Origin of the sequence: Leifsonia xyli subsp. cynodontis (assembly GCF_050632205.1) — a bacterium.
In the GTDB taxonomy this organism is placed as follows: Bacteria; Actinomycetota; Actinomycetes; order Actinomycetales; family Microbacteriaceae; genus Leifsonia; species Leifsonia xyli_D.
In genome coordinates, this window is sequence record NZ_CP192578.1 from 3,302,452 (window position 1) to 3,326,533 (window position 24,082).

General features: G+C 69.5%; 26 protein-coding genes and 1 pseudogene. 14 read left to right on the forward strand and 13 right to left on the reverse strand.

Going from position 1 to position 24,082, the window contains the following annotated elements; translation table 11 throughout:
* The first annotated feature begins 25 nt into the window (after positions 1 to 25).
* The 6 genes from ACQ86M_RS16550 to hemL all read left to right on the forward strand — a co-directional run bounded on the left by ACQ86M_RS16550 (position 26) and on the right by hemL (position 4,683).
* Positions 26 to 424 (forward strand): hypothetical protein, encoded by a 399-nt coding sequence (locus tag ACQ86M_RS16550; protein ID WP_431219693.1) that lies wholly within the window; start codon positions 26 to 28, stop codon positions 422 to 424.
* Positions 421 to 1,653: a hypothetical protein gene (locus ACQ86M_RS16555; protein ID WP_431246220.1), complete on the forward strand. Its 1,233-nt coding sequence runs from the start codon at positions 421 to 423 to the stop codon at positions 1,651 to 1,653. The genes ACQ86M_RS16550 and ACQ86M_RS16555 overlap by 4 nt, the downstream gene beginning before the upstream one ends.
* A 43-nt stretch (positions 1,654 to 1,696) precedes the next feature.
* Positions 1,697 to 2,023, forward strand: a complete 327-nt coding sequence (locus ACQ86M_RS16560; RefSeq protein ID WP_431246221.1) for a hypothetical protein — start codon at positions 1,697 to 1,699, stop codon at positions 2,021 to 2,023.
* Positions 2,020 to 2,355, forward strand: coding sequence for a hypothetical protein (locus ACQ86M_RS16565; RefSeq protein ID WP_431219696.1), 336 nt, complete (start codon positions 2,020 to 2,022; stop codon positions 2,353 to 2,355). Before ACQ86M_RS16560 ends, ACQ86M_RS16565 begins: the two co-directional genes overlap by 4 nt.
* A 100-nt stretch (positions 2,356 to 2,455) precedes the next feature.
* Positions 2,456 to 3,382 (forward strand): porphobilinogen synthase, encoded by a 927-nt coding sequence (gene hemB / locus ACQ86M_RS16570; protein ID WP_431221514.1) that lies wholly within the window; start codon positions 2,456 to 2,458, stop codon positions 3,380 to 3,382.
* Positions 3,379 to 4,683: a glutamate-1-semialdehyde 2,1-aminomutase gene (hemL, locus tag ACQ86M_RS16575; RefSeq protein ID WP_431219697.1), complete on the forward strand. Its 1,305-nt coding sequence runs from the start codon at positions 3,379 to 3,381 to the stop codon at positions 4,681 to 4,683. The genes hemB and hemL overlap by 4 nt, the downstream gene beginning before the upstream one ends.
* Positions 4,684 to 4,813: 130 nt before the next feature.
* Here the strand turns inward: hemL and ACQ86M_RS16580 are convergent, their stop codons facing one another.
* The gene (locus tag ACQ86M_RS16580; protein WP_121263242.1) at positions 4,814 to 5,050 is read right to left on the reverse strand and encodes a hypothetical protein; all 237 of its coding nucleotides are present in this window, start codon (positions 5,048 to 5,050) and stop codon (positions 4,814 to 4,816) included.
* Positions 5,051 to 5,198: 148 nt separating this feature from the next.
* Between ACQ86M_RS16580 and ACQ86M_RS16585 the strand changes: the two are divergent.
* A pseudogene (locus ACQ86M_RS16585) lies at positions 5,199 to 6,175 on the forward strand (IS481 family transposase).
* 10 nt (positions 6,176 to 6,185) lie between these two features.
* On the opposite strand, the gene ACQ86M_RS16590 reads toward ACQ86M_RS16585, so the two are convergent.
* From ACQ86M_RS16590 to ACQ86M_RS16610, 5 genes are all read right to left on the reverse strand, one after another.
* Positions 6,186 to 7,460, reverse strand: coding sequence for a sugar ABC transporter permease (locus tag ACQ86M_RS16590; RefSeq protein ID WP_431219698.1), 1,275 nt, complete (start codon positions 7,458 to 7,460; stop codon positions 6,186 to 6,188).
* The gene (locus ACQ86M_RS16595; protein ID WP_431221515.1) at positions 7,457 to 8,287 is read right to left on the reverse strand and encodes an ATP-binding cassette domain-containing protein; all 831 of its coding nucleotides are present in this window, start codon (positions 8,285 to 8,287) and stop codon (positions 7,457 to 7,459) included. Before ACQ86M_RS16595 ends, ACQ86M_RS16590 begins: the two co-directional genes overlap by 4 nt.
* Positions 8,288 to 8,415: 128 nt before the next feature.
* Complete coding sequence (locus ACQ86M_RS16600; RefSeq protein WP_431219699.1) at positions 8,416 to 8,745, reverse strand: D-xylose-binding protein; 330 nt, start codon at positions 8,743 to 8,745, stop codon at positions 8,416 to 8,418.
* Positions 8,742 to 9,530 carry a substrate-binding domain-containing protein gene (locus ACQ86M_RS16605; RefSeq protein WP_431219700.1) on the reverse strand — a complete coding sequence of 263 codons (789 nt, stop codon included), beginning with the start codon at positions 9,528 to 9,530 and terminating at the stop codon, positions 8,742 to 8,744. The genes ACQ86M_RS16600 and ACQ86M_RS16605 overlap by 4 nt, the downstream gene beginning before the upstream one ends.
* Positions 9,531 to 9,667: 137 nt before the next feature.
* Positions 9,668 to 10,849: an ROK family transcriptional regulator gene (locus ACQ86M_RS16610; RefSeq protein WP_431246222.1), complete on the reverse strand. Its 1,182-nt coding sequence runs from the start codon at positions 10,847 to 10,849 to the stop codon at positions 9,668 to 9,670.
* Positions 10,850 to 10,959: 110 nt separating this feature from the next.
* Here ACQ86M_RS16610 and ACQ86M_RS16615 point away from each other — a divergent pair, with 110 nt between their 5' ends.
* Positions 10,960 to 11,343, forward strand: coding sequence for a hypothetical protein (locus ACQ86M_RS16615; RefSeq protein ID WP_431219703.1), 384 nt, complete (start codon positions 10,960 to 10,962; stop codon positions 11,341 to 11,343).
* A gap of 18 nt (positions 11,344 to 11,361) precedes the next feature.
* On the opposite strand, the gene ACQ86M_RS16620 is transcribed toward ACQ86M_RS16615, so the two are convergent.
* Positions 11,362 to 11,751, reverse strand: coding sequence for a DUF1304 domain-containing protein (locus tag ACQ86M_RS16620; RefSeq protein ID WP_431219704.1), 390 nt, complete (start codon positions 11,749 to 11,751; stop codon positions 11,362 to 11,364).
* A gap of 23 nt (positions 11,752 to 11,774) precedes the next feature.
* On the opposite strand from ACQ86M_RS16620, the gene ACQ86M_RS16625 reads away from it, so the two are divergent.
* Positions 11,775 to 13,004 carry an FAD-dependent oxidoreductase gene (locus ACQ86M_RS16625; RefSeq protein ID WP_431246223.1) on the forward strand — a complete coding sequence of 410 codons (1,230 nt, stop codon included), beginning with the start codon at positions 11,775 to 11,777 and terminating at the stop codon, positions 13,002 to 13,004.
* Positions 13,005 to 13,010: 6 nt separating this feature from the next.
* Here the strand turns inward: ACQ86M_RS16625 and ACQ86M_RS16630 are convergent, their stop codons facing one another.
* Genes ACQ86M_RS16630 through ACQ86M_RS16640 form a run of 3 tightly spaced genes read right to left on the reverse strand, consistent with a single transcriptional unit; the run spans position 13,011 to position 15,261 of the window.
* On the reverse strand, positions 13,011 to 13,409 hold the full coding sequence (locus ACQ86M_RS16630) for a DUF1304 domain-containing protein (protein ID WP_431219706.1): 399 nt from the start codon (positions 13,407 to 13,409) through the stop codon (positions 13,011 to 13,013).
* A gap of 36 nt (positions 13,410 to 13,445) precedes the next feature.
* Positions 13,446 to 14,468, reverse strand: a complete 1,023-nt coding sequence (locus tag ACQ86M_RS16635; RefSeq protein WP_431246224.1) for an MDR family oxidoreductase — start codon at positions 14,466 to 14,468, stop codon at positions 13,446 to 13,448.
* 16 nt (positions 14,469 to 14,484) lie between these two features.
* The gene (locus ACQ86M_RS16640; RefSeq protein ID WP_431246225.1) at positions 14,485 to 15,261 is read right to left on the reverse strand and encodes an isocitrate lyase/PEP mutase family protein; all 777 of its coding nucleotides are present in this window, start codon (positions 15,259 to 15,261) and stop codon (positions 14,485 to 14,487) included.
* Between the two features lie 45 nt (positions 15,262 to 15,306).
* On the opposite strand from ACQ86M_RS16640, the gene ACQ86M_RS16645 reads away from it, so the two are divergent.
* Entirely contained in the window at positions 15,307 to 16,764 is a 1,458-nt protein-coding gene (locus ACQ86M_RS16645) for an LssY C-terminal domain-containing protein (RefSeq protein WP_431246226.1), read from the forward strand.
* A gap of 22 nt (positions 16,765 to 16,786) precedes the next feature.
* Here the strand turns inward: ACQ86M_RS16645 and ACQ86M_RS16650 are convergent, their stop codons facing one another.
* Both ACQ86M_RS16650 and ACQ86M_RS16655 read right to left on the reverse strand, forming a co-directional pair.
* A complete protein-coding gene (locus ACQ86M_RS16650; RefSeq protein WP_431246227.1) occupies positions 16,787 to 18,373 on the reverse strand; it encodes a Na+/H+ antiporter in 1,587 nt (528 codons plus the stop codon).
* 106 nt (positions 18,374 to 18,479) lie between these two features.
* Positions 18,480 to 19,367 (reverse strand): rhodanese-related sulfurtransferase, encoded by an 888-nt coding sequence (locus ACQ86M_RS16655; RefSeq protein ID WP_431246228.1) that lies wholly within the window; start codon positions 19,365 to 19,367, stop codon positions 18,480 to 18,482.
* A 148-nt stretch (positions 19,368 to 19,515) separates the two neighbouring features.
* Here ACQ86M_RS16655 and ACQ86M_RS16660 point away from each other — a divergent pair, with 148 nt between their 5' ends.
* Positions 19,516 to 20,289, forward strand: a complete 774-nt coding sequence (locus ACQ86M_RS16660) for a polyprenol monophosphomannose synthase (protein ID WP_431219713.1) — start codon at positions 19,516 to 19,518, stop codon at positions 20,287 to 20,289.
* Positions 20,290 to 20,298: 9 nt separating this feature from the next.
* Complete coding sequence (locus tag ACQ86M_RS16665) at positions 20,299 to 20,829, forward strand: YbhB/YbcL family Raf kinase inhibitor-like protein (protein WP_431219714.1); 531 nt, start codon at positions 20,299 to 20,301, stop codon at positions 20,827 to 20,829.
* A 58-nt stretch (positions 20,830 to 20,887) separates the two neighbouring features.
* Here the strand turns inward: ACQ86M_RS16665 and ACQ86M_RS16670 are convergent, their stop codons facing one another.
* Positions 20,888 to 21,526, reverse strand: a complete 639-nt coding sequence (locus ACQ86M_RS16670) for a LysE family translocator (RefSeq protein ID WP_431246229.1) — start codon at positions 21,524 to 21,526, stop codon at positions 20,888 to 20,890.
* A 31-nt stretch (positions 21,527 to 21,557) separates the two neighbouring features.
* Here ACQ86M_RS16670 and ACQ86M_RS16675 point away from each other — a divergent pair, with 31 nt between their 5' ends.
* Positions 21,558 to 23,129, forward strand: a complete 1,572-nt coding sequence (locus ACQ86M_RS16675) for an MmgE/PrpD family protein (RefSeq protein ID WP_431246230.1) — start codon at positions 21,558 to 21,560, stop codon at positions 23,127 to 23,129.
* Positions 23,130 to 24,029 (forward strand): methylisocitrate lyase, encoded by a 900-nt coding sequence (gene prpB, locus ACQ86M_RS16680; RefSeq protein WP_431246231.1) that lies wholly within the window; start codon positions 23,130 to 23,132, stop codon positions 24,027 to 24,029.
* The last annotated feature ends 53 nt before the right edge of the window (positions 24,030 to 24,082 follow it).

The following is a 24,082-nucleotide window of genomic DNA, read 5'->3' on the forward strand; positions in this document are numbered from 1 at the left end:
CGATTCATGCAAAGGACGGGCTGACATGCGCCGAGTACGGATAGCGACTGCTCTGCTGCTGAGCGCCTGCCTGATTGCGGGTCTGACGGCCTGCTCGTTGATTGGAGATCGCCTCATGACGCCAGACCCTCCGGTGAAGGAATTGCAGCGGGAGTCCGCGATCGTCTTCCGGGACAAGTTTCAACCGAATGTCGAGAAGATCCGGTTCACTCGGGATGGCGGCAGACCGGGGCTCGGCGCGTCGTGGAGCGTCAACGCCATCGCAACAGTCGGCGGCTCTGACTATTACGTGATCATAGGGCCGGATGGCAGAAGCGTGTCGTACGTGGGCGGAACCGGTATGCCGCCTGACGCACCGACGCCTTTCGCGCGAGTTGCATTGACCGTGATCTATAGCGACGGGACCTCGGAGCTGATCGAGTGACGACCCCCGAGGAGTACATGGATCTGGCCGATGAGGCTTACAAGGTGGATCGCTTGTGGCAGGACCCCCCGACTGTGAAGGACTCCTTCATCAGGGTCTACACTGCAGCTGGTGAGCGGGTGTATCGGGTGCTCGATACCGAGGACAATCCGGTCAATGGCTTCCAGGCGATGGCTGTCGCGCCGGTCGTGCACGGTGTCGTCGACGAAGACCACATCGTCATCGCGTATGCGGGCACCAATCCGGATCATCGCGCTGACCTCATGGAAGACGTCGAGACCGTGGTCGGCGGGCAGCAGGGCGTGGGCTCGCAGGTGCTCGACGCCCTCTTCTTCGCGGAACGTGTGCGCGTAAAGCATCAGGGGTCGTCGATCACCACCGCGGGCCATTCGCTGGGCGGGCTTCTCGCGCTCCTGGTCGCAGGGGAGAACGACTGGGATTCCACGACCTTCAATGCACCGGACCCGTACGACCATCTGTCCCCGCAGGCCCGGAACCGGATCGCGGCCGACGCGAAGGCCGGGCGCAGCCGGCTGCACAACTACGTCAACGTCTGGGACGTGGTCGGCAACATCTTCGGGAACAGGACGGGTGCCGCCATCTACGTCGGCGATCGGCCGGGCCGCCCCACCCTCGAATATCACAACCTCGGGAAGAACGGGGCGTTCACGCCCAACCCCGATGGCTCGATCGAGGGCGCCGGCGTGAAGGGCCACAGCCTCGAGGACATCATCGCCAACGTTGTGGACGAAGTCATTCCGGGAGCCTCCGCAGCCCTTCCTCTCGGCATCTCGATGCTCGCGGGGATCGCGCGTAGTCCGGCGGCCATGCGGTCGCTGGCCAAGAATGCAGCTGGTGCATTGGTCGCGGTGAACACGGCGTCCGCCCTGGGTCTCGCGGCCAGTATCGGCAACACCGGGCTCGCCCTGGCTCAGATCAAGCTGGCCAATGGCCGGATCGTCCCCCGGATGGAGGAGGGACTGGTGGCCGCGAAGAACGCTGCGACGGCCTTGCCCTATGTCACTGCGTACGACATCGAGAGCTGTGTCGAGGGCAACCGTCTGCGCGTCGACCTGAACGTCGACGAACATGCTGTCCGTGAGGTCGACCGGCTCGTCGACCACCACGTCGACCGCGTCGGGCAGCTCAGGGAGGGCATCACCCGGTCCGTGCTCCACACTGTCGAGCAGGATGCGCGGTGGGCCCTCTCCTTCGGTCTCGCGGGATAGGGGTCTCATGTCCGGTAACGGTGTAATCGACCCGGCGACCTTCGTGGAGGAGCTCTTCGACGGGCTCGACCGCGAGGTGCGGGCGGGCGTGGAAGAGGTCCAGGACTGGATCGAAGAACAGGTTCACGGGGCGACGGTCGGGCTCCTGAACAGCGTGATGCCGCCGCTGGTCCAGGCGGGCTATGCCGCCGTGAAGCTCAGCGAGTCCGCGATCGTGGCCTCGGCCGCCGCAGGCATCGGCTTCACCCTCGGGACCGCCGACGTCAGCAACGCGGTCCTCGCCGGTGCCGTCGCCGACACGGTCAAGCGCGGTATCGGCGAACTGCGGGCGCAGAGCGACTACGCGAAGGGGGTGAACAGCATACGATGACGACCCACCGATCGCTGTACGAGCTGGAGGACGACCAGGAGCAGCAGCGCAGGACGGCGCGGCAGCGGATCGAGCGAGCCGAGGAGTACATCGGCCACTACCGATCCCGAGTCGAGCAGGTGCGCGAGACGTTCTACCACTTCAGCGCGTACCACGGAGTGGCGGATGATCCTGGATTCCGGGAGGCACTCCGGCGCACAGCCGACGTCGCCGACGAGAACGTCAGGCACGCCGGCCGCCGGGTCGGCGAGCTGGAAGAAGAGTACGACGAGCTGCTGCGCGAGCAGCTCCGGGAGCGCGAACTCTTCCTCGCCCAGCAGCGGGACGACTGACCCGCGCTCGGAGGACCCTCAGCGATCCGGGCGTAGGCTGACGTGAGTGAGTGAACTGCATCCCGTCATCCGCCCCCGACGGCTGCGGCAGACCCCGGCGATGCGCCGGCTGGTCGCCGAGACCCGCCTCCACCCCTCCGAGCTGATCCTCCCGCTGTTCGTGCGCGAGGGCGCGACCGAGCCCGTCCCGATCGGCTCGATGCCCGGCGTCTCCCAGCACAGCCTCGACTCGCTGAAGCGGGTCGCGAACGAAGCGGCGGAGGCCGGCGTCGGCGGACTGATGCTGTTCGGCGTGCCGGAGACCCGGGACGCAGTGGGCTCCGCCGCGACCGACCCCGACGGCATCCTGAACGTCGCCACGCGCGTCCTCGCCGACGAGGTGGGCGACGCGCTGGTCGTGCAGACCGACCTGTGCCTCGACGAGTTCACCGACCACGGCCACTGCGGCGTGCTGGATGCGCGGGGGCACGTCGACAACGATGCCACGCTGCTCCGCTACCGCGACATGGCCGTGGCGCAGGCCGAGGCCGGCTCCCAGCTGCTGGGCCTCAGCGGCATGATGGACGGCCAGGTCGCCGCCGTGCGCGAGGCGCTCGACGACGCGGGCCACACGGACGTCGTGGTCCTCGCCTACGCGGCGAAGTACGCGTCCGGCTTCTACGGCCCCTTCCGCGAGGCCGTCGACTCCCAGCTCTCCGGCGACCGCCGCGCCTACCAGCAGGACCCGGCGAACCGCCGTGAGGGCCTCCGCGAGGCGCGCCTCGACCTGGAGGAGGGCGCCGACATCCTGATGGTCAAGCCGGCGCTCAGCTACCTGGATGTGCTCAGTGACGTCGCGGCGATCAGCGACGTGCCCGTGTGGGCGTACCAGGTGTCGGGCGAGTACGCGATGGTGGAGGCGGCCGCCGCGAACGGCTGGATCGACCGCAACCGCATCATCGAGGAGACCCTGGTCGGCGCCAAGCGCGCCGGCGCGGACGCGATCATGACCTACTGGGCGACCGAGGTGGCGGGGTGGCTGCGATGAACGACATCAATCTGGAGCAGTTCGAGCGCGCCCAGCGCGTCATTCCGGGCGGCGTCAACTCGCCCGTGCGCGCCTACGGCTCCGTGGGCGGCACGCCGCGGTTCCTCGTCTCGGCCCGCGGTCCGTACGTGACCGACGCGGAGGGCCGCGAGTACGTCGACCTGGTCGCGTCGTGGGGTCCGGCCATCCTGGGCCACGCCCATCCCGCCGTCGTGGAGGCGGTGCAGCAGGCCGCCGCGCGCGGACTGTCGTTCGGCGCGTCCACTCCCGCCGAGACCGTGCTGGCCGAGACCGTGATCGGGCGCGTGCCGTTCATCGAGAAGCTCCGCCTGGTGTCCACGGGCACCGAGGCGACGATGAGCGCGATCCGCCTGGCGCGCGGGTTCACCGGACGCCCGCTGCTCATCAAGTTCGCCGGCCACTACCATGGGCACTCCGACAGCCTCCTCGCCGAGGCCGGATCGGGGCTCGCGACACTCGCGCTGCCCGGTTCCGCCGGGGTCACCGAGGCGACGGCCGCCCAGACCATCGTGCTGCCGTACAACGACCTGGATGCGGTGCGCGCGGTCTTCGAGGCGCAGGGCCCCGACATCGCCGCCGTCATCACCGAGGCGGCCGCTGCCAACATGGGCGTGGTCCCACCGGATGAGGGCTTCAACGCCGCCCTCGCGGACCTGGCGCACGAGTTCGGTGCCCTGCTCATCCTCGACGAGGTGCTCACCGGCTTCCGCGTCAGCGACGCGGGCTTCTGGGGACTCGACCGCGGCTACACGCCCGACCTGGTCACCTTCGGCAAGGTCATCGGCGGCGGGATGCCGCTGGCGGCCCTCGGCGGACGCGCGGAGCTGATGGACTTCCTGGCTCCGGCCGGCCCGGTCTACCAGGCGGGCACGCTCTCCGGGAACCCGGTCGCCGTCGCGGCGGGTCTGGCGACGCTGGCGAACGCCGACGAGGCCGTCTACGACCGGCTCGACGTCGTCGCCGCGACGATCTCGAATGGCGTCTCCGACGCACTGACCGATGCCGGGGTGGCGCACCGGGTTCAGCGCGCGGGCAACCTGTTCAGCTTCGTCTTCGGCGCGTACGACCGCGCGCCCCGCACGTACGCCGAGGTGCAGCGGCAGGAGGCGTTCCGCTACCGGGCGTTCTTCCACGCGATGCTCGACCAGGGTGTCTCGCTGCCGCCCAGCGTGTTCGAGGCCTGGTTCGTCACCGCCGCGCACGACGACGCCGCGGTGACGCGCATCCTGGACGCGATCCCCGCCGCCGCCCGGGCGGCGGCCGCCGCCACCACCCGCTGACCCCGCTCGCCCGCGCCGGGTCGCGCCCGTCCGCCGATCCCGCCTCCCGCCGAGTGGCGACATCATGTCGCCACTCGGCCCGAATTCGAGCATCTTCTCACCACTCGGGTGGGCGCGGCGCCCCGCCGCGTCACGCGTCAGGCGCGGCCGGCTCCCGCGACAGCGACTCCACATACGTGTACGTCGCGGAGGCCGGCCACCCGTCGGCGTCGAGCAGCGCGTAGACGTCGAAGTTCAGCGTCCCCCCACCCCCGGCGGCGCGGCGCAGGGTGCGCGGCGGCGCGTCGGACGACGACCGCACCGTGACCGTCTGCGGTTCCGCGCCGGATCGCAGCAGGCGGGCGCGGAAGGTGGTGGTCCGGGTCATCCCACCACTCTCCCACGCCCGCCTGGCGTGCGGGACCGGGCGCTAGGTGTACTTGGTCATGACGTTGGTGACGCTTTTGGTCTTGTGGAAGGGGAGAACCTCCGGGTCTAGTGGAGCTGTCTAGTTCCCTCACTTCCCGGAGGTTCTCGTGTCCCACGGTAATGCCCGCCTGACCGTTCATGGCAGGAGCTTGCTCGTCGAACGTGTCGTCACCGATCACAGGCCGGTCGCGCACGTTGCCAAAGAACTTGGTGTTTCTCGGCAATGCGCCCATCGATGGGTTCGCCGATTCCTCGCCGAGGGTGTCGCCGGGTTGGCCGATCGGTCCTCGCGTCCGAGGTCATCCCCTCTCGAACCAGCCTGGAACGCGAGCAGGCCGTTCTTGCAGCCAGGGAACGATTGCGGCAAGGGCCGGCGAGGATCTCGACGGTGACCGGTGTCCCAACGCGAACCGTGTCCAGGATTCTCCTGCGCCATCATGTTCCCCGCCTGTCGTGGTGTGACCCGCTGACCGGAGAGCTCATCCGGGCCTCGCGGGCAACCACAAACCGCTATGAACGCGAACGACCCGGCGAGCTGGTGCACGTCGACGTGAAGAAACTCGGTCGGATCCCCGACGGGGGCGGCTGGCGGGCAGAGGGCCAAACCACCATCAATCACCGCTCACGCCGCAGTAGAACACCGATCGGGTTCGACTACATTCACGCGGTCATCGACGATCACAGCCGGCTTGCTTACGCGGAAATCCACGACGACGAGACCGGGAAGACCGCCGCCGGTGTTCTCCTCCGAGCCGCCGAATTCTTCGCCAGCTGCGGCATCCCCAAGATCGAACGCGTCATCTCCGACAACGCGTTCGCCTACCGGCTTTCCACCGATTTCAAGACCGCCGTCGCTGCACTCGGCGCCGAACAGCGCTTCATCAAACCACACTGCCCGTGGACCAACGGAAAAGTCGAACGACTCAACCGAACCCTCGCCACCGAATGGGCATACCGACAGATCTTCACCAGCAACCAAGCACGAACCGAAGCTCTTGCACCCTGGCTCAACTACTACAACACTGAACGCATCCACACCGGCATCGGAGCAACCCCCATCAGCCGAGTGACACCAACGTCATGACCCAGTACAGCTAGGCCTGGCCGTGCGACTCTCGCGACCGCCTCGACAGCGAGTCGATGATGACCGCGAGCAGCAGCACCGCACCGGTGATCATGAAGCGGTACGACGAGTCGAGGTTGAGCAGTGTCAGGCCGTTCGAGATCGACTGGATCACCAGGATGCCGAGCAGCGCCGACCACGCCGAGCCGCGTCCGCCGAAGAGGCTGGTGCCGCCGATCACGGCTGCTGCGATCGCGTTCAGGTTGGTGTCCGTTCCGCCCGACCCCGCGCCCACCGACGCGAGGCGCGCCGCGGCTAGCAGCCCGCCGACCGCCGCGAACGTCGAGCACAGGATGAAGACGCTGATGAACACGCGGTTGACCCGGATACCTGCGCGGCGTGCCGCCTCCACCGAGCCGCCGACCGCGAATACCGAGCGCCCCCAGCGGGTGCGGGTCAGCAGGAAGTTCATCACGACCACCAGGATCACGAAGAACAGGAACATCGCCCCGGTCCCGCGGTCGGTGGACAGGTACCAGACGCTGATGCAGAGCCCGATGAGCAGCAGAACCGCCTTCACCGCCACGACGGTCATGGAGCCCTCCGACAGCCCTGCCTTGCGGCGCCGGATGTTGCGCCGGAAGTCCGAGTAGAACATCCCGGCCGCGGCGATCACCGCCAGGGCGTACGCCGCCCACGGCGGGAGGAACCATTGCTGGGCGAACTTCACGATCCACGAGTCGTAGGGGATGTTGATCGAGCTGTTCGCGCCGAGGATCCAGAGCTGGAGGCCCAGGAAGCCGAGCAGACCGGCCAGCGTGATCACGAAGCTCGGTACGCCGAACCGGGTGAACAGGAAGCCGTAGAGCAGACCGATCGCCGATCCCGCCAGGATGGCGACGATCACCGTGAGCCACAGCGGCCAGTGGAGCTGCGTGAAGCCGACCCCGAGGATGGCCGCCGCGACACCGCTGACCGAGCCGACCGACAGGTCGATCTGGCCGAGCAGCAGCACGAGGACGATGCCGATCGAGATGGTGCCGATCGCCGCGCACTGCAGCGTCAGGTTGACCAGGTTGTTCGCGCTGAGGAAGTTCGGGTTGAGGATCTGGAACACGACCCAGATCACCGCGAGGCCGATGACCACCGGCAGCGAGCCGAGGTCGCCGCCGCGCACGCGTCGCCCGAAGGCGCGCACCGCCCCGCCGAGGCCCTCCTCGCGGATGAGCCGCTCGTCCTGCAGGTCCGCGGCGAGCTCGGCCGGCGTCTCTGCCGCCGAGGACGAGGTTCGAGATGCGTTCGTCATGCTTCCGGGCTCCGTTCGGTGGATTCTTCGGCCTCCATGAGCCGCTCGGCGCGGCGCACGACCACGTTGTCCGTGGCGCCGGTGATGGCGGAGATGATCTCCTCGTAGCTGACCTCCGGCACCCGGAAGTCGCCGTTGTTGCGGCCGAGGCGGAGCACGGCCACCCGGTCGGCGACGGCCTGCACGTCGGCCATGTTGTGGCTGATCAGGATGACGCCGAGCCCGCGCTCGCGCAGTCGCTCGATCAGGTTCAGCACCTCGGCGGTCTGCGCGACGCCGAGGGCGGCGGTGGGCTCGTCGAGGATCACGACGCGCGGCTCGCCGATGAGGGAACGCGCGATCGCCACGGTCTGGCGCTGACCTCCGGACAGCGATGCGACCGCGATGCGGACGGAGGGGATGCGGGCCGAGAGCTGTCGGAGCAGGCTCCACGAGCGCTTCTCCATCTCCTCCTCGTCGAGGGTGCCCTTGCTGATCTCGCGCCCGAGGAACAGGTTCGAGACCACGTCGAGGTTGTCGCAGAGGGCCAGGTCCTGGAAGACGGTCGCGATGCCGAGCTCGCGGGAGGCGGCGGGGGAGGGGATGCTCACCTCCTGCCCGTCGAACTCGATCGTCCCGGCGTCCTGCGGGTGCACCCCGGCGAGGATCTTGACGAGGGTCGACTTGCCGGCTCCGTTGTCGCCGACCAGGGCGACCACTTCGCCCGCATAGACGTCGAGGTGGATGTCGGTGAGCGCTTGGACGGCGCCGAACCCCTTCGAGACCCCGCGAAGGGAGAGGACGGGCCGGCGGGTCGACCGCTCCTCGTCCACGATGGCGGATTCCATGGTCACGGCGTTCTCCTTCGAGCTGTGCGCAGCATGCTTTCTGTTCTCAGGCTAGATCGGAACCACCCGGCCCGGGTTGCGCCATCCTCGGGGGATGGGCGCAGCCCGGGCCGGGATCGTCCTTCGGGTTACTTGATGCCGGCTTTGTCGCACGCGGCCTTGTAGTCGGCCGTGCAGATCTTCGACACGGAGTCGGAGCCGTAGAAGTTGTCCTTCACGACCGTGCTCTCGATGTTGTCGACCGTGACCGCGACGGGGGTGAGCAGGAACGACTGGATCGCCGCGCCGCCGGCCGTGTTGACCGTGGTGTCGCCCTTCGGCTTGTCGCCCTTGGTGAGCGAGACGGCCAGCTCGGCCGCCTTCTCGGCCTCCGGCTGGAGGGCCTTGTAGACGGTCATGTACTGGTCGCCTGCGAGGATGCGCTGGATGCCCGCGAGCTCAGCGTCCTGACCGGTCACCGGGGGAGCGGGCTGACGTTGGCCGCCTTCATGGCCGCGATCGCGCCGCCGCCGGTGCCGTCGTTCGCCGCGTAGACGCCCTTGATCTGGTCCTTGAACTGCGAGACCTGACCGGACACCCAGTCCTGGGCCTTGGCCGGGTCCCATCCGGGGGTGTCGAACTCGGCGAGCACCTTGTAGCCGCTCGAGTCGATGACGCTGTGCGCGCCCTTCTTGAACAGGGTGGCGTTGTTGTCCGTCGGCGAGCCGTTCACCATCAGGATGCCGGCGCCCGAGGGCACGCCGTCCTTCTTGAGCTTGTCGACCAGCGCCTGGCCCTGCAGCTGACCGACCTTCTCGTTGTCGAACGAGATGTAGTAGTCGCTGTCCGGGCTGTTGATCAGGCGGTCGTAGGAGATGACGGGCACGTTCTTCGCCTTCGCCTCGCCGACGATCGAGGCGGCCGCCTCACCGTCGAACGGGTCGAGGACGAGGACCTTCACGCCCTGCGTCAGCATCGACTCCGCCTGCTGCTGCTGCTTGCTGGCGTCGCCGTCGGCGTTCGCGTAGAGCACCTTGCAGCCCGAGCAGAGCTCCTTGACCTTGGCCTCGAAGAAGGGCTTGTCCGCCGACTCGTAGCGAGCCGTGACGGAGTCGGGAAGGAGGAGACCGATCTGGGCGTTGGCGGCGTCCTTCGTGCTTCCGCCCGAGCTGTTGCCGGAACCGTTCGAACACGCTGTGAGGGTGACGGCTGTGAGCAGGATCGCGGCCGACGCGATGACCGCTCTCTTGGTGGCGATCTTCATTGAAAAACCTCCGATTCGGGACCGCCTTCGTTGGCGGCTGCGTTGAGTGTGCCAGGTGGCGGATTTGGCGTCAAGAGTTGAATCCAAGGTTTCGATAACGGTTCGAGACGTCTTCGGGGGACAGCGTGGGAGCGCGTTCAGTACGAGACGCCGCCGGAGCCGATCGACACGCAGTCGACGGCGTAGGCGACCGCGCCGAGCGCAGCGGCGCGCGTCCCGAGCTGCCCCTGCACGATGTCCGGCATGAGGTCCGGGTTGACGATGATCGAGCGTTCGACCGCGTGCCGCATCGGGCCGAGCAGAAGCTCGCCGGCCCGCGAGAGTTCGCCGCCGACGACCACGCGCTCGGGGTCCAGGATGTTGCAGAGGTTCGCCGTCGCGACGCCGATGTGCTTGCCCGCATCCCCGATCGCGCGGATGCAGCGGGCGTCGCCGGCCATCGCCTGCAGCACCACGTCGCCCAGCTTGAGGCTGCCCAGGTGGTCGCGCAGTTCGTCCAGGATGGCGGGTCCGCCCGCGATCGCCTCCAGGCAGCCGCGGTTGCCGCAGCGGCAGATCGGCCCGTTCTCGCGGATGACGGTGTGGCCGAACTCGCCCGCCACGCCGTGGTTGCCGCGGAACACCTGGCCGCCCAGGATCAGGCCGGCTCCGATGCCGTCGCCGATGTCGAGCGTGATCGTGTTGCGCTTGCCGCGGCCCGCCCCGAAGCGGGACTCGCCGAGGGCTCCGAGGTTCGCCGCATTGTCGACGAAGACCGGCCGCTTGATGCGGCGCTCCATCGACTCCGCGATGACGACGCCGTCCCACCCGCGCATGATGCCGCTGCGGGCGGTGGTGCCCGTGGCGCGGTCGATCGGCGCGGGCACGGCGATGCCGACCGCGAGCAGGTCGTCGCGGGATGCGTCCACCGATTCCAGCATGTCGTTCAGCAGCAGCGAGACCTTGTCGAGCTCGTTGTCGGCACGGTGGTCGCGCGCGAGCGGCATGTGGTTCTCGGCGACGACGGTGTGGGCCACGTCCGCCAGGGCGACCCGCAGGTGGCGCGTGGAGAAGTGGACGCCGACCACCAGCCCGAGGGCGTGCGCCAGCGTCACGTGCTGCGCCCTGCGGCCCGAGCGGATGCTCTGGGTGGTGTGCAGCACGCCCGACGTCGACAGTTCCTTGACGATGTTGGAGACGGTCGCGGGGGAGAGCCCCGTGGCCCCGGCCAACTCCACCTGGGTCAGGCCGCCGTGCTTCTTGATCGCGTCGACGATACGGGCTCGGTTGGCTTCACGAAGTGAAGTCTGCGAACCCGGAGTTCGTCGCTGCGTTGCCACGACCAGAAGGATACATGCCAGCGCACGGCGAGCATCCGGTGCCCGGAAAGTAATCGGTTTGTGAGGTTCCTTTTGCCCCGCGCGGGCGGCCGGGTTGGCAGGATAGACCTATGGCCGACCTGCACGTTCACCCCGACCGCCTGGAGATCCACCTCACGCGGGCCGAGAAGGTGCTGTCCGTCAAGCGCGAAGACCTCGTGGTGCCGCGCGACAGCATCCGGTCGGTCGCGATCACCGAGGATCCGTGGATCTGGATCCGCGGCATCCGCGCGCCCGGCGCCGCCGTTCCGCTGACGCTGTCGGTCGGCACGTGGAAGTTCCACGGCGGAAAGGACTTCCTGCTCATCAAGGGCAAGCAGCGCGCGGCCGTGGTCATCGACCTCGACGGCGAGGAGTACTCGCGCATCATCGTGTCGACCCCGCACGCCGCCCGTCTCGTCGAGGCGCTGCGGGTCGACGGCAGCGAGCTGGCCACCGGCGAGGTCATCGACTGACGGCTGCCGGCGAGGCCGTCACGCGTTCTCGGCGACGACGAACAGGATGAGACCCGCCAGCGGCAGCGCGCCCTGCAGCAGCGCCGCGCCCCAGAACCGGCGACCCGTCGTCACCAGCACGAGCGACGCCAGCACCATGCACACGCCGCAGAAGAAGATCAGCCCGAACCCGACCTGCCGCAGCGTCGTCCAGTACAGCACCAGTCCGACGACCGTCCCTCCCGCAAGGAACAGGTTGTAGAAGCCCTGGTTGTACGCCATCGGCCGTACGACGTCCGCATCCCGCTGCGATGACAGCCCGAAGCGGCGCCAGACGGCGGGCATCGACCACAGCATGCTCTCCATCGCGAAGAACGCCAGGTGCACCAGCGCCGCGGCCGCGACGAGGAAGCTGCCGATGATGGCCATGCCGGGAGGATACGCTGCCGAGCATGGAGACGGTGCACACGACCTGCGTCATCGCCGGCGGCGGTCCTGCCGGGATGATGCTGGGCCTCATCCTGGCCCGCAACGGTGTGGATGTGGTGGTGCTCGAGAAGCACGCGGACTTCTTCCGGGACTTCCGCGGCGACACCATCCATCCGTCCACGATCGGCGTGCTCGGGCAGCTGGGCCTGCGCGAGCGCTTCCTCGGACTGCCGCATACGAGCGTCCATTCGCTCGACGTCGTGGTCAACGGCAACCGGCTGCATCCGATCGACTTCGGGCGGCTGCAGCCTCCCGACGACTTCCTCGTGCTCGCGCCGCAGTGGGACTTCCTGTCCTTCCTCGCGCAGGAGGCGGCGGGCAGCCCGCATTTCCGCCTGCTGATGCAGACCGAAGCGACGGAGCTGCTCTGGGCGGACGGCGCGGTCCATGGCGTGCGGGCGCGCGGACCCCAGGGCGAGGTGGAGGTGCGCGGACGGCTCGTCGTGTCGGCGGACGGCCGCAGCTCGGAGCTCCGCGAGCAGGCGGGGCTGCGCCCGCGGACGTTCGGCGTGCCGATCGACGTGGTGTGGTTCCGCCTCCCGAAGCCCCGGGAGCTGCCGCCGCACACCCTCGCCTACCTCGGTGCCGGCGGGATGGTGGTGACGATCGAGCGCGACGAGTACCTGCAGGTCGGGCTCATCATCCCGAAGGGCGGATTCGCGGCGCTGCAGGATGCGGGTCTCGAGGAGTTCCGGCGCACGGTGGCCGGACCGGCTCCGCACCTCCGCTCCGTGCTCGAGACCATCACCGAGTGGGACCAGCTGAAGTTGCTCAGTGTCCAGATCGACCGTCTGCCGCGCTGGTACCGCCGTGGCTACCTCGCCATCGGCGACGCGGCCCACGCGATGTCCCCGGCCTTCGGGGTCGGCGTCAACTACGCCGTGCAGGATGCGGTGGCGACCGCCAACGCACTCGCCGCGACCCTGCGCGACCCCGCCGCCGGAGAGGTGGACCTCCGCCTGCTCGACGGCATCCAACGGCGGCGGATGCCCCCGGTCGCCGGCATGCAGCGCATCCAGCTCGCGGCGCACCGCTTCATCTCCCGGCCGGAGGGCGTGCGCCTGCTGCCCGACCCGCTGCCTGCGCCGTTGCGGCTGGCGGTCGCCGGGCTCACGCCCGCAGTGCAGCAGGTCGCCTCGCGGCTGATCGGCCGCGGCCTGCGGCCCGAGTCGGTCGACCCGGCGCTGCGCTGAGCCGGATCAGCTCTCGCCGTTGACGATCCCGATGATCAGCAGCACCAGTCCGATGAGCGGCAGGATGCCCTGGATGAGCGCCGGACGGAGGTACCCGCGCCCGGTGGTCGTCAGCACGACGGCCGCCGCGATCATGCTCGACGTCGCGAAGATGATGAGCGCGAGACCCGCGGCGTGCTGGCCGACGCCGTACAGGATCAGCCCGACGACCGCCCCGATCGCGAGGAACAGGTTGTAGAAGCCCTGGTTGTACGCCATCGGGCGCACCGTGTCGGCGGCCTGCTGACTGGCGACGCCGAACCGCCGCCACACCGACGGCCGGGTCCAGGCGACGCTCTCCATGAAGAAGATCGCGATGTGGAGCGCGGCGGCGAGGGTGACCACGACGGTGGCGAGGACGATCATGGCGCCAGCATACCGACCGGTCCACCGTGGCCGTGCTCAGGCGCGGACGTTCACCACCGTGCGCCCGCGGAGTCGCCCGGCCAGGATGTCGTCGGCCGCGGGGATGGCCTCGGCGAGCGTGATGAACCGCGTCATCGCCGCGAGCGACTCCTCGTCCAGGTCGGCGGCGAGGCGCCGCCAGGCGGTCTCCCGCATCGCGGCCGGAGCCTCCACCGAGTTGATGCCGACGAGCGTCACGGCGCGGAGGATGAACGGCAGCACGGTGGTGGGCAGGTCCGGCCCCTGGGCGAGGCCGCAGGCGGCGACCGTTCCGCCGTACCGCGTCTGCGCCAGGACGGTCGCCAGCGTCTGGCTGCCCACCGAATCCACGGCGCCCGCCCAGCGCTGCGACTGCAGCGGCCGCCCGGGGGCGTCGAGCTCGGAACGGTCGATGATCGCCGACGCGCCCAGGTCCGTCAGGTAGTCGCTCGCCTCATCCACCCGGCCGGTGGATGCGGTGACCGGGTAACCCAGTTTCGACAGCAGCGCCACGGCGACCGAGCCGACACCGCCCGCTGCGCCGGTGACCAGGATGCTGCTGCCGCTGTCGGCGACCTCGTGCGGATCGACGCCGGTGCGTTCGAGTGCCAGCACGGCCAGCATCGCCGTGAAGCCGGCCGTGCCGATGGCCGCCGCCTGCTCGGAGGTGATCGGGTCCGGGATGCGGACGAGCGCGTCGCCCTGCACCCGCGCCTTCTCGGCGAGGCCGCCGTGATGCGATTCGCCGAGACCCGCGCCGTTGAGCACGACGCGGTCGCCGGGGCGCCACCGCGGGTCCTCCGAGCTCTGCACGGTGCCCACCACGTCGATGCCCGGGATGAGCGGCGACGTGCGTGCGACGCCCGGGCGGCCGGCGATCGCCAGGCCGTCCTTGTAGTTGAGGTCGGAGAACTCGACGTCGATGGTGACCTCGCCGGGCATCAGGAAGTCGTCGGTGACCCGTCGCACCTCCGCCGTGTGGGCGGTGACCCGTCCGCCGTCGACCTGCTCCTCGATCACGATCGCCCGGAAGTCGCTCATGCGCTCACCCTACGCGTCAGTTCAGCGCCTGAGTGCCCTCCGGCAGTGCTCCGCCCGCGTAGAGCCGGGCGGCGGTGTCGCGCAGCGCTGTCAGAGCCACCCGCTGCGTCCACGGGCCGTACGAGACGCGGGCGACCCCCAGCTCCTGCAGCCGCGCAGGGGAGAGGGAGCCGGGGACCGCGATCACGCTGAGCCGGCGCTCGCCGAGGCCGCCGACAAGGCGCTCGACCGTCCGCTCGTCCAGTTTGCCCGGCACGAACACGCAGGTGGCGCCCTCGTCGAGGAACGCCCGGCCCCGGCGCACGGACTCCTCGATCTTCTCGTCGTCGGTCGGGAAGGCGTTGCGCACGAAGACGTCGGTGCGCGCGTTGAGGGCGAACGGGACGCCCTCCTCCTCCCCGGCGCGCACGGCCGCGCGCACCTCCGCCACGGCCTCCTCGAAGGGACGCATCCGGTCCTCCAGGTTGGCCCCGACGACGCCGACCCCGATCGCGCGGCGGATCGTCTCGCAGGCGTTCCCGTAGCCGCTCTCGAGGTCGGCGCTGACGGGCAGGTCGGTGGCCAGGACGATGCGTCCCACCATGTCGAGCATGAGCTCGAGGGGGATGTGCTCGCCGTCCTCGTAGCCGAGCGTCGCGGCGATCGAGTGGCTGGCCGTCGCGAGCGCGCGCGTATCGGGCAGTCCAGCGACGACCCGGGCGCTGATGGCGTCCCACACGTTCACCACCTGCAGCAGTTCGGGTGCGTCGTGGAGCCGGCGGAGTTCGGCGCCGCGCGCCTGCAGGTCGGTCATGAGCCCACACTACGGCGCGAGCACCGGGCGCTCTAGGATGGCGCCATGGCCCGCACGGGGGAGCCGCAGGAGGTGCCGAAGACGCGGTCGGTGTCTCGCCGCCGGGCCTCCGTCAGCTCGGCCGTGGACTACGCCTTCTTCGTGTTCGGGGGCGCAGCCGCCGTGTGGCTGGCGTGGCTGGTGCTCACCGAGAGCTTCGCGTGGGGGTGGTTCCTCATCCTCTTCTTCGTCCTGTTCTGGGTGCTGCTCGCGTACCTGGTGCTGCCGCGGCTGCACCGCATCCTGACCGAGATCTACGTGCCGGACTATTTCATCGGCCGTGCCCGGACGAGCGACGGCCTGCTGGGCGACCCGATCAACCTGGCCCTGCTCGGGTCGGAGGCGCAGCTCGACGACGCCATGCGCCATGCCGGGTGGACCCGTGCCGACGACGTGACGCTGCGGTCGAGCGGGCGCATCATCTCGTCGACGCTCTTGCGGCGCAGCTACGACGAGGCGCCCGTCAGCCCGTTGTTCCTGTTCGGGCGCCAGCAGGATGTGGCGTACCAGCAGGAGGTGAAGGGCAACCCGGCGAAGCGCCACCACGTGCGGTTCTGGCGCTGCCCGGACGGCTGGCTGCTCCCCGGCGGTCATCGCGTCGACTGGCTCGCGGCCGGGACCTTCGACCGGTCGGTCGGGTTCTCCCTGTTCACTCTGCAGATCACGCACAAGATCGACGCGGACACCGACATCGAGCGCGACCACATCGTGTCGACCCTGGTGGATGCGGACGTCGGCGTTGAGGTCTCGGTCATCCAGGACTTCTCGACCGGCTACCACTCCCGCAACGGCGGGGGCGACACCATCGAGACGGACGGCGACCTGCCCGTCATCGATCTGAGCCGGGTCCCGGTGGACGCGCTGGGCGCCTCGGTCGCGGCGGACGCGGACGCTCGGCGCATCGCCCTCGCGGAGCGGCGGCCCGTGCCGACCGTTCTCGGGGTCCTGCTGATGGCCCTCCGTGTCGCCGCCGGTGTCGGCTACATCGTGCTGAACCTGCTCGACTGGCAGCGCTTCGTCGGCTCGCAGCTGGCGGGGGAATCCGTCTCTCCGGCGGCCCGTGACGCGGTCAGCCTCCTCCTCGGGATCGCGATGGGGCTCTTCGCCGCCGGGCTGGTGCTGTACTTCCTGCTCGCGCTGCTGATCTTCTTCGGCAGCAACTGGGCCCGGATCGCAGCGATGACCTACAGCGCGCTCATCATCGTGGTCTCGGCCGTGGACTTCTTCAACGGCGGTCCGCAGGTCTCGTTGCGCAACAACCTCCTCGGGCTGGCGCTGGACATCCTCGTGGTGCTCGCGCTCTCGTCGAAGGCGTCGCGGCTCTGGGCGCGCCGACCGCGTGCGGGGTCTCGTGCGTCGCGGACGCGGGCGCGGACGCGGGCGCGGCAGGGTGGCGAAGGGGTGCTTGCCGCCGGCGAGCGGGCCGCCGTCGACGCCCCGAACGACGACACGATCGTCCGCTGAGCGGACGCCACGAGCGCCCGCGTCACATGAGCGACTTCTTCCCGTCCGCGCCTCCCGCCTTCAGCGCCGACTCCTCCGCATCCAGGAACGCCAGCACCGACCGCACCGCCGGCTCCTGATACCGGCCCTCCGACCGCGCGGCCAGGACGGCCTGCCGCTCCGCGACGATCATGGTGCGCCGCAGCTTCCGGTATTCCAGGGGGAGGTCGGCCATGTCGTCGGTCGACGGATTCTCGAGCGCATCCGAGAGGAACAGCGCGTTGATGCGCAGCCGTTCGATGACGCGCTCGTCCTCGTCGCCCGTCACCTGCGACTCGAGGTGCTCGAGCCCGGCGGATTGCGCCTCGGCGAGCAGGCGCTGCATCTCGCTGGCCTCCTGGGCGAAATCGGGCGGCGGCAGCCTGAGCCGGCGGATGACCCAGGGCAGCGCGAGACCCTCGAGCAGCGTCGCGATGACCACCACGAACGCGAGGAACTGCAGGAACTCCCGGTGCGGCGTCTGCGTCGGCAGAAGGAACACCGCGGCGAGCGTCACCACGCCGCGGATGCCCGCGAACGAGACGGCGATTCCCGTCGGCCACGACCAGCCGCGCTCGCGGAGCCGTTGAGGGCCGTAGCGGTAAAGCGCGGTCGTCCCGACCATCCAGGCCAGCCGCGCGAGGAAGATGGCGAGGAGCACCACGACGCTGATGGCGATGGTCTGCGGGACGGTGATCCCCGAGGTGAACGCCGTCGTCAGGATGGACCGCAGCTCCAGCCCGATGAAGAGGAAGACGGCGTTCTCCAGAAGGAAGCTCACGGTCCGCCAGTTGATCGTCTCCGCGATGCGCGCCTCGGCGGTCTGGATGGTCGGAGAACGGTAGCCGAGGTAGAGGCCGGCGACCACGACCGCGAGCACTCCCGACCCGTGGAGGAACTGCGAGGGGATGAACGCCAGGTAGGGGGTGATGAGGGCGAGCGATGTGTCGAGCACGGGCGAGCGCAACTGCTTGCGGATCACCGCCAGCACCAGCCCCACCACCAGGCCGACCCCGATGCCGACCACGACGGCCAGGACGAAATCGCCTCCGACCGCCCACGGGTTCACCACGCTGACGATCGCCGCGATGCTGGCGTTCAGGGCGACGAGCGCCGTTGCGTCGTTCAGCAGGCTCTCGCCCTCGAGCACCGTCACGAGCCGTCGAGGAAGGCGGCCGCGGCCGACGACGGCCTGGACCGCGACCGTGTCGGTCGGCGCCACGACCGCCCCGAATGCGAAGGCCGCGGCGAGTGTGATCGCGGGTACCACCAGGTAGGTCGCGAAGCCCACGACGATCACGGTGAACGCGACCAGACCGACGGAGAGCAGGAGGATGCCGTCGCGCCTGGCCCGCACATCCACGATGGAGGTCTGGATCGCCGCCGCGAAGAGCAGCGGAGGGAGCAGGCCGAACAGCACCACCTCGGGCTCCAGCGCCACCTGGGGGACCCCCGGGATGAAGGATGCGGCGGCGCCCACCACGACCAGCACGACGGGGGCCGACCAGCCCACCCTCCGGGACAGGCCGGTGACCGTGACCGTGACGAGGACGAACGACACGATCCAGACGATGGTGGTGACCGGATCCATGCTGTTCATGATGGCGGCAACCGGAGAATCGCGCCAAGGCTTCCCGCCGGTCGGTGGAGAACCCGTTCGCTCTCGGAGATGTGGACGAATCTCCCCGCGGATCCGTTCAGGCCGCGTGCGCCACGCAGGCGGTCGTGTCGCAGTGCTCGCACACCACGAGTTGCTCGCGACAGGCCGGATCGACGCAGTTGCGCATCCTGTCGGTCGCCGTGCCGCAGACCGCGCATCGCCCGAGCACCGCCGCGTGATCGCTGAACGTCATCGAGCCCCGGCCGTCGAAGACGTACAGTGAGCCCTCCCACAGCCCGTCGTCCCCGTAGCGCTCGCCGTAGCGGGCGATCCCTCCGTCGAGCTGGTAGACCTCCTCGAAGCCGCGTGACCTCATCAGCGAGGAGAGGACCTCGCAGCGGATGCCGCCGGTGCAGTACGTGACCACCGGTCGGTCCTTCAGGTGGTCGTAGGCGCCGCTGTCGAGCGCCTCGACGAACTCGCGGGTGTTCGCGACGTCGGGGACCACGGCGTCCCGAAACCGCCCGATGCTCGCCTCGAAGCGGTTGCGCCCGTCGAAGAAGACCAGGTCGTCGCGCGTCTCGGCCAGCGCGTGGAGCGCCTCCGGGTCGAGCCGGGTGCCGCCGCCGACGACGCCGTCCTCATCGACGACCAGCTCGTCCGGCGCTCCGAACGAGACGATCTCCTCGCGCACCTTCACCGACAGTCGCGGGAAGTCGAGGCTGGTGCCGTCCGCATTCAGGCCGGATCCCTCGCTCCATTTGGCCTCCAGTCCGCGGAGCGAGCGGTGCTCCTTCGTCACCCTGAGGTAGCGCTTCAGAGCGTCCAGTTCGCCGCCGAGCGTTCCGTTGATCCCGTGCGGGGAGATGAGGATGCGGCCGCGCAGATCAAGGCGTTCGCAGAGCTCGCGCTGCCACAGCCGTATCGCTTCGGGGTCGGCGAGCGGGGAGAAGACATAGAAGAGGAGCACTTTGGCGACGGCCACCGCCTCATCGTAGGCGAGTCTTCCGCGCGGGCCGCGATCGTAGGATCGTGGACCCTGTGAGCGCCGGAAGGGTCGTTCGCCTGCTGTTCAGACTGGTAGGACAGGGTGGTGAGGTCCGCGGGCCTCGTCCCTGACAGAAAGGCGGGTCGTGCGCACCCTCGTCATCATCCCGACGTACAACGAGCGCGAGAATGTGGGCTCGATCGTCGGGCGCGTGCGTGCCTCGGTGCCGGATGCGGACGTCCTCATCGTCGACGACGGTTCCCCCGACGGCACGGGCGAACTGGCGGATGCGCTCGCCGCCACCGACGGGAGCGTGCACGTGCTGCACCGCGCGGGCAAGGAGGGCCTCGGCGCCGCCTATCGAGACGGGATGACGTGGGCGCTGGATGCCGGCTATTCGACGATCGTCGAGATGGATGCGGATGGGTCCCATCAGCCGGAGCAGCTGCCGCGCCTGCTGGCGGTGCTCCGCGACGGCGACGAGGCCGGTGCCGACGTCGTGCTCGGGTCGCGCTGGGTCGACGGCGGCGGGGTGGTCAACTGGCCCGCACGGCGCCGGCTGATCTCGCGCGGTGGGAGCGCCTACTCACGAATGGCTCTCGGCCTTCCCGTGAAGGATGTGACCGGCGGCTACCGCGCGTTCACCGCCGACGCGCTGCGGGCGCTGCACTTCGACCGCACGGAGAGCCAGGGGTACTGCTTTCAGATCGACATGACGCGGCGGGCCTACGACGCGGGGCTGCGGATCGTCGAGGTGCCGATCACCTTTGTCGAGAGGGAGCGTGGCGCGTCCAAGATGGGCGGCGGGATCGTGGTGGAGGCCATGCTCCGCGTCACGCTGTGGGGGCTCGCCGGCATCCCGCGGCGGTTCCGCAGGCGTTCACCGGCGCGAACGGCGGAGCCGGTGGGCCGGGCGTAGCCTGGCGTCATGGCTGACGATCCCCTGGAGCGCTTCGGCGCAGTGCCCCTGTTCACCGTGACCAGCGACGACGTCGCGGACGGTCGCCCGCTCGCTCGCGAGCAGTGGGGTGCCGGGGGCGGTGGCGGCGACATCTCGCCGCAGCTCTCGTGGTCCGGCTTCCCGCCGGAGACGAAGAGCTTCGCGGTGACCATCCACGATCCGGACGCGCCCACAGGGTCGGGCTTCTGGCATTGGGCGGTCTTCAACATCCCCGCGTCCGTGACCGACCTCCGGTCGAATGCCGGCGCCGAGGGCGGCGCGAACCTGCCGCAGGGCGCGTCGATGCTGTCGAACGAGCTCCGCTCGAAGAGCTTCACGGGCGCCGGACCGCCTCCCGGGACGGGCACCCACCGCTACGACATCGTGGTGCACGCCCTCGACGTCGAGCGCCTCGACCTGGACCCGGAGTCGACCCCGGCCGTCCTCGGATTCAACGCGCACTTCCACACCCTCGCGCGTGCCGTCCTGGCGCCGGTCGCCACGGCGGGCGACATCTGAGCGCCGTTTCCGGACGGGCGCTTCATCCGGCGCGGAGCCCTGACGTCGTTCCAAGGCGTCAGTGCTTCACGCCGGTGACGGCCAGCACCCCGCCGAGCCCGATCATCAGCACGCCACCGGTCGCTCCCAGCCGTTCGACCCGCTTGGGGGAGCGGCCGAACCACTGACGCGCCGTTCCGGCGGCGAGCGCCCAGATGCTGTCGAAGACGAGCGCGAGCGCCAGGAACACGGCGCCGAGCTCGAACAGCTGCAGGGGGATCGCGCCCGCGTGGTAGTCGACGAATTGCGGCAGCACGGCCACGAAGAACACCAGCGACTTCGGGTTCGTCAGCCCCACGACGAAGCCTTCGCTCAGGATGCGCCAGCGCGATCGGCGCGGCGGCGTCGCCTCGTGGGTCACTGCGGTGTGCCGGCGATGCCGGATCGCCTGCACGCCCAGGTACACGAGGTAACCGGCACCCACGAACTTGATGACGGTGAAGAGCACCAGCGATTCTGCGACGATCGCACCGATCCCGAGCGCCACCGCGATCACCAGTGGCAGCATCCCGATCGCGTTCCCGAGCACGCTGAGCAGCCCGCCCAACCGGCCGAGCGCCAGGGAGCGTCCGATCACGAACAGCACGCTCGGACCCGGGATCACGATGAGTGCGAGCGACGCGAGCGCGAACGCCAGCAGCGAGGGACCGGGGACCATGTGCCGAGCGTAGGGGAGGTAGGTTCGTAGCGTGAAGCTCCACAACGTCCGTGTGCACAGCAGCGAAGAGAACCTGGCTCGTCAGGACCAGCTCGCCTGGAAGATCGCCGAGGTGGCGACGGACCCGGTCGAGGTCGACGCGGACGTCGCCGAGATGGTGATCAACCGCGTGATCGACAACGCCGCCGTAGCGGCCGCGTCGCTGACGCGCCGGCCCGTGGCCTCTGCCCGGGCGCAGGCGCTCGCCCACCCGATCCCGACCCGCCAGCTGAACGAGTTGACGGAGTCGACCGAGCATCCGCAGGAGGGCTCCACGGTCTTCGGCGAATGGCCGACGACGCGCGTCTCGCCCGAATGGGCGGCGTGGGCGAACGGCGTGGCGGTCCGCGAGCTCGACTATCACGACACGTTCCTCGCTGCCGAGTACTCGCATCCCGGCGACAACATCCCGCCGATCACGGCCGTCGCGCAGCACGCCGCCCGGGCCTACGGGCTGAGCGGACGGGAGCTGATCCGCGGCATCGCCACGGGCTACGAGATCCAGATCGATCTCGCCCGTGCCATCAGCCTGCACCGCCACAAGATCGACCATGTCGCGCACCTGGGGCCGTCGGCGGCGGCGGGCATCGGAACCCTGCTGGGCCTTCCGGCGGAGACCATCTTCCAGGCGATCGGCCAGGCGCTGCACACCACCACGGCGACCCGGCAGTCGCGGAAGGGCGAGATCTCGAGCTGGAAGGCGCACGCCCCCGCCTTCGCCGGCAAGATGGCCGTCGAGGCGATCGACCGGGCACTTCGCGGCGAGACCAGCCCGACGCCGATCTACGAGGGCGAGGACGGCGTGATCGCCTGGCTGCTGGACGGGCCGGACGCCTCCTACGACGTGCCGCTCCCCGAACGTGGAGAGCCGAAGCGCGCCATCCTCGATTCGTACACGAAGGAGCACTCCGCCGAGTATCAGGCCCAGGCCTGGATCGACCTGGCGCGCAAGCTCCACCACGAGCACCCGGAGGTCGCCGACCCCTCCCGGGTGGAGAGCATCGTCATCCACACTTCGCACCACACCCACTACGTCATCGGGTCGGGCGCCAACGATCCGCAGAAGTACGACCCGACCGCCTCGCGGGAGACGCTGGACCACAGCATCCCGTATATCTTCACGGTGGCGCTTCAGGACGGCGGTTGGCATCACGTCGACTCCTACCTCCCGTCGCGCGCTGCACGCCCCGATACGGTCGCGTTGTGGGGCAAGGTGACGACCACCGAGGACCCGGAGTGGACGCGCCGGTACCATTCGACCGATCCGGCCGAGAAGGCGTTCGGCGGCCGGGTGGAGATTCGCCTGGCGGACGGCACCATGATCGAGGACGAGATCGCTGTGGCCGACGCCCACCCGCTGGGCGCGCGGCCGTTCGCACGCGAGGACTACATCGCCAAGTTCCGCACGCTGGCCACGGACGTGCTGGAGGAGGCGGAGATCGAGCGCTTCCTGGCGCTCGCGCAGCGCCTCCCTGAGCTCGGCGCCGCCGAGCTCGGTGGGCTGACCATCACCGCCCGTGCCGGCCTGCTGACCGGCTCCGTCGCTCCGAGGGGGCTGTTCTAGATGCTGTATTCGTCCATTCCGGCGCACGAGAAGCGCGCCGCCTTCCGCACGCGCCTCGCATCCGGCGAGCTCATCAGGATGCCGGGTGCGTTCAACCCGCTCTCGGCTCGACTCATCGAGCGCAAGGGCTTCGAGGGCGTGTACATCTCCGGCGCCGTGCTCTCCGCCGACCTCGGACTCCCCGACATCGGACTCACCACCCAGACGGAGGTCGCCGGTCGCTCCGCCCAGATCGCGCGGATGACCGATCTGCCGGCTCTGGTCGACGCGGACACGGGCTTCGGCGAGCCGATGAACGTCGCCCGCACCGTCCAGGCGCTCGAGGACGCCGGCGTGGCTGGACTGCACATCGAGGATCAGGTGAACCCGAAGCGCTGCGGTCACCTCGATGGCAAGCAGGTGGTGGATGAGGACACCGCGCTCAAGCGCATCCGCGCGGCAGTGGATGCGCGACGCGACTCGAACCTCCTGATCATGGCGAGGACGGATATCCGCGCCGTCGAGGGCCTCGAAGCCGCGATCGACCGGGCGAGGGCCCTGGTGGACGCGGGCGCCGACGCGCTGTTCCCCGAGGCCATGTCGGACCTCGCCGAGTTCGAGGCCGTCCGCGAAGCCGTCGATGTGCCGCTGCTCGCCAACATGACCGAGTTCGGCAAGAGCGACCTCTTCACCGTCGACCAACTGCGGGATGTGGGCGTCAACATCGTGATCTGGCCGGTGTCCCTCCTCCGGCTCGCGATGGGCGCCGCGGAACGCGGACTGGACCAGCTTCTGGGCCAGGGCACGCTGGAGCCCATGCTGGGCGACATGCAGCATCGCGCCGACCTGTACGACCTGATTGACTACGAGGGATACAACGCGTTCGACACCTCGGTGTACAACTTCGAAGTGCGTCGTTAGAGGCCGCTTCAGCCGGCCCGCCGGGCCGGCCGCCCTGTCAGCAGCGAAGGAGC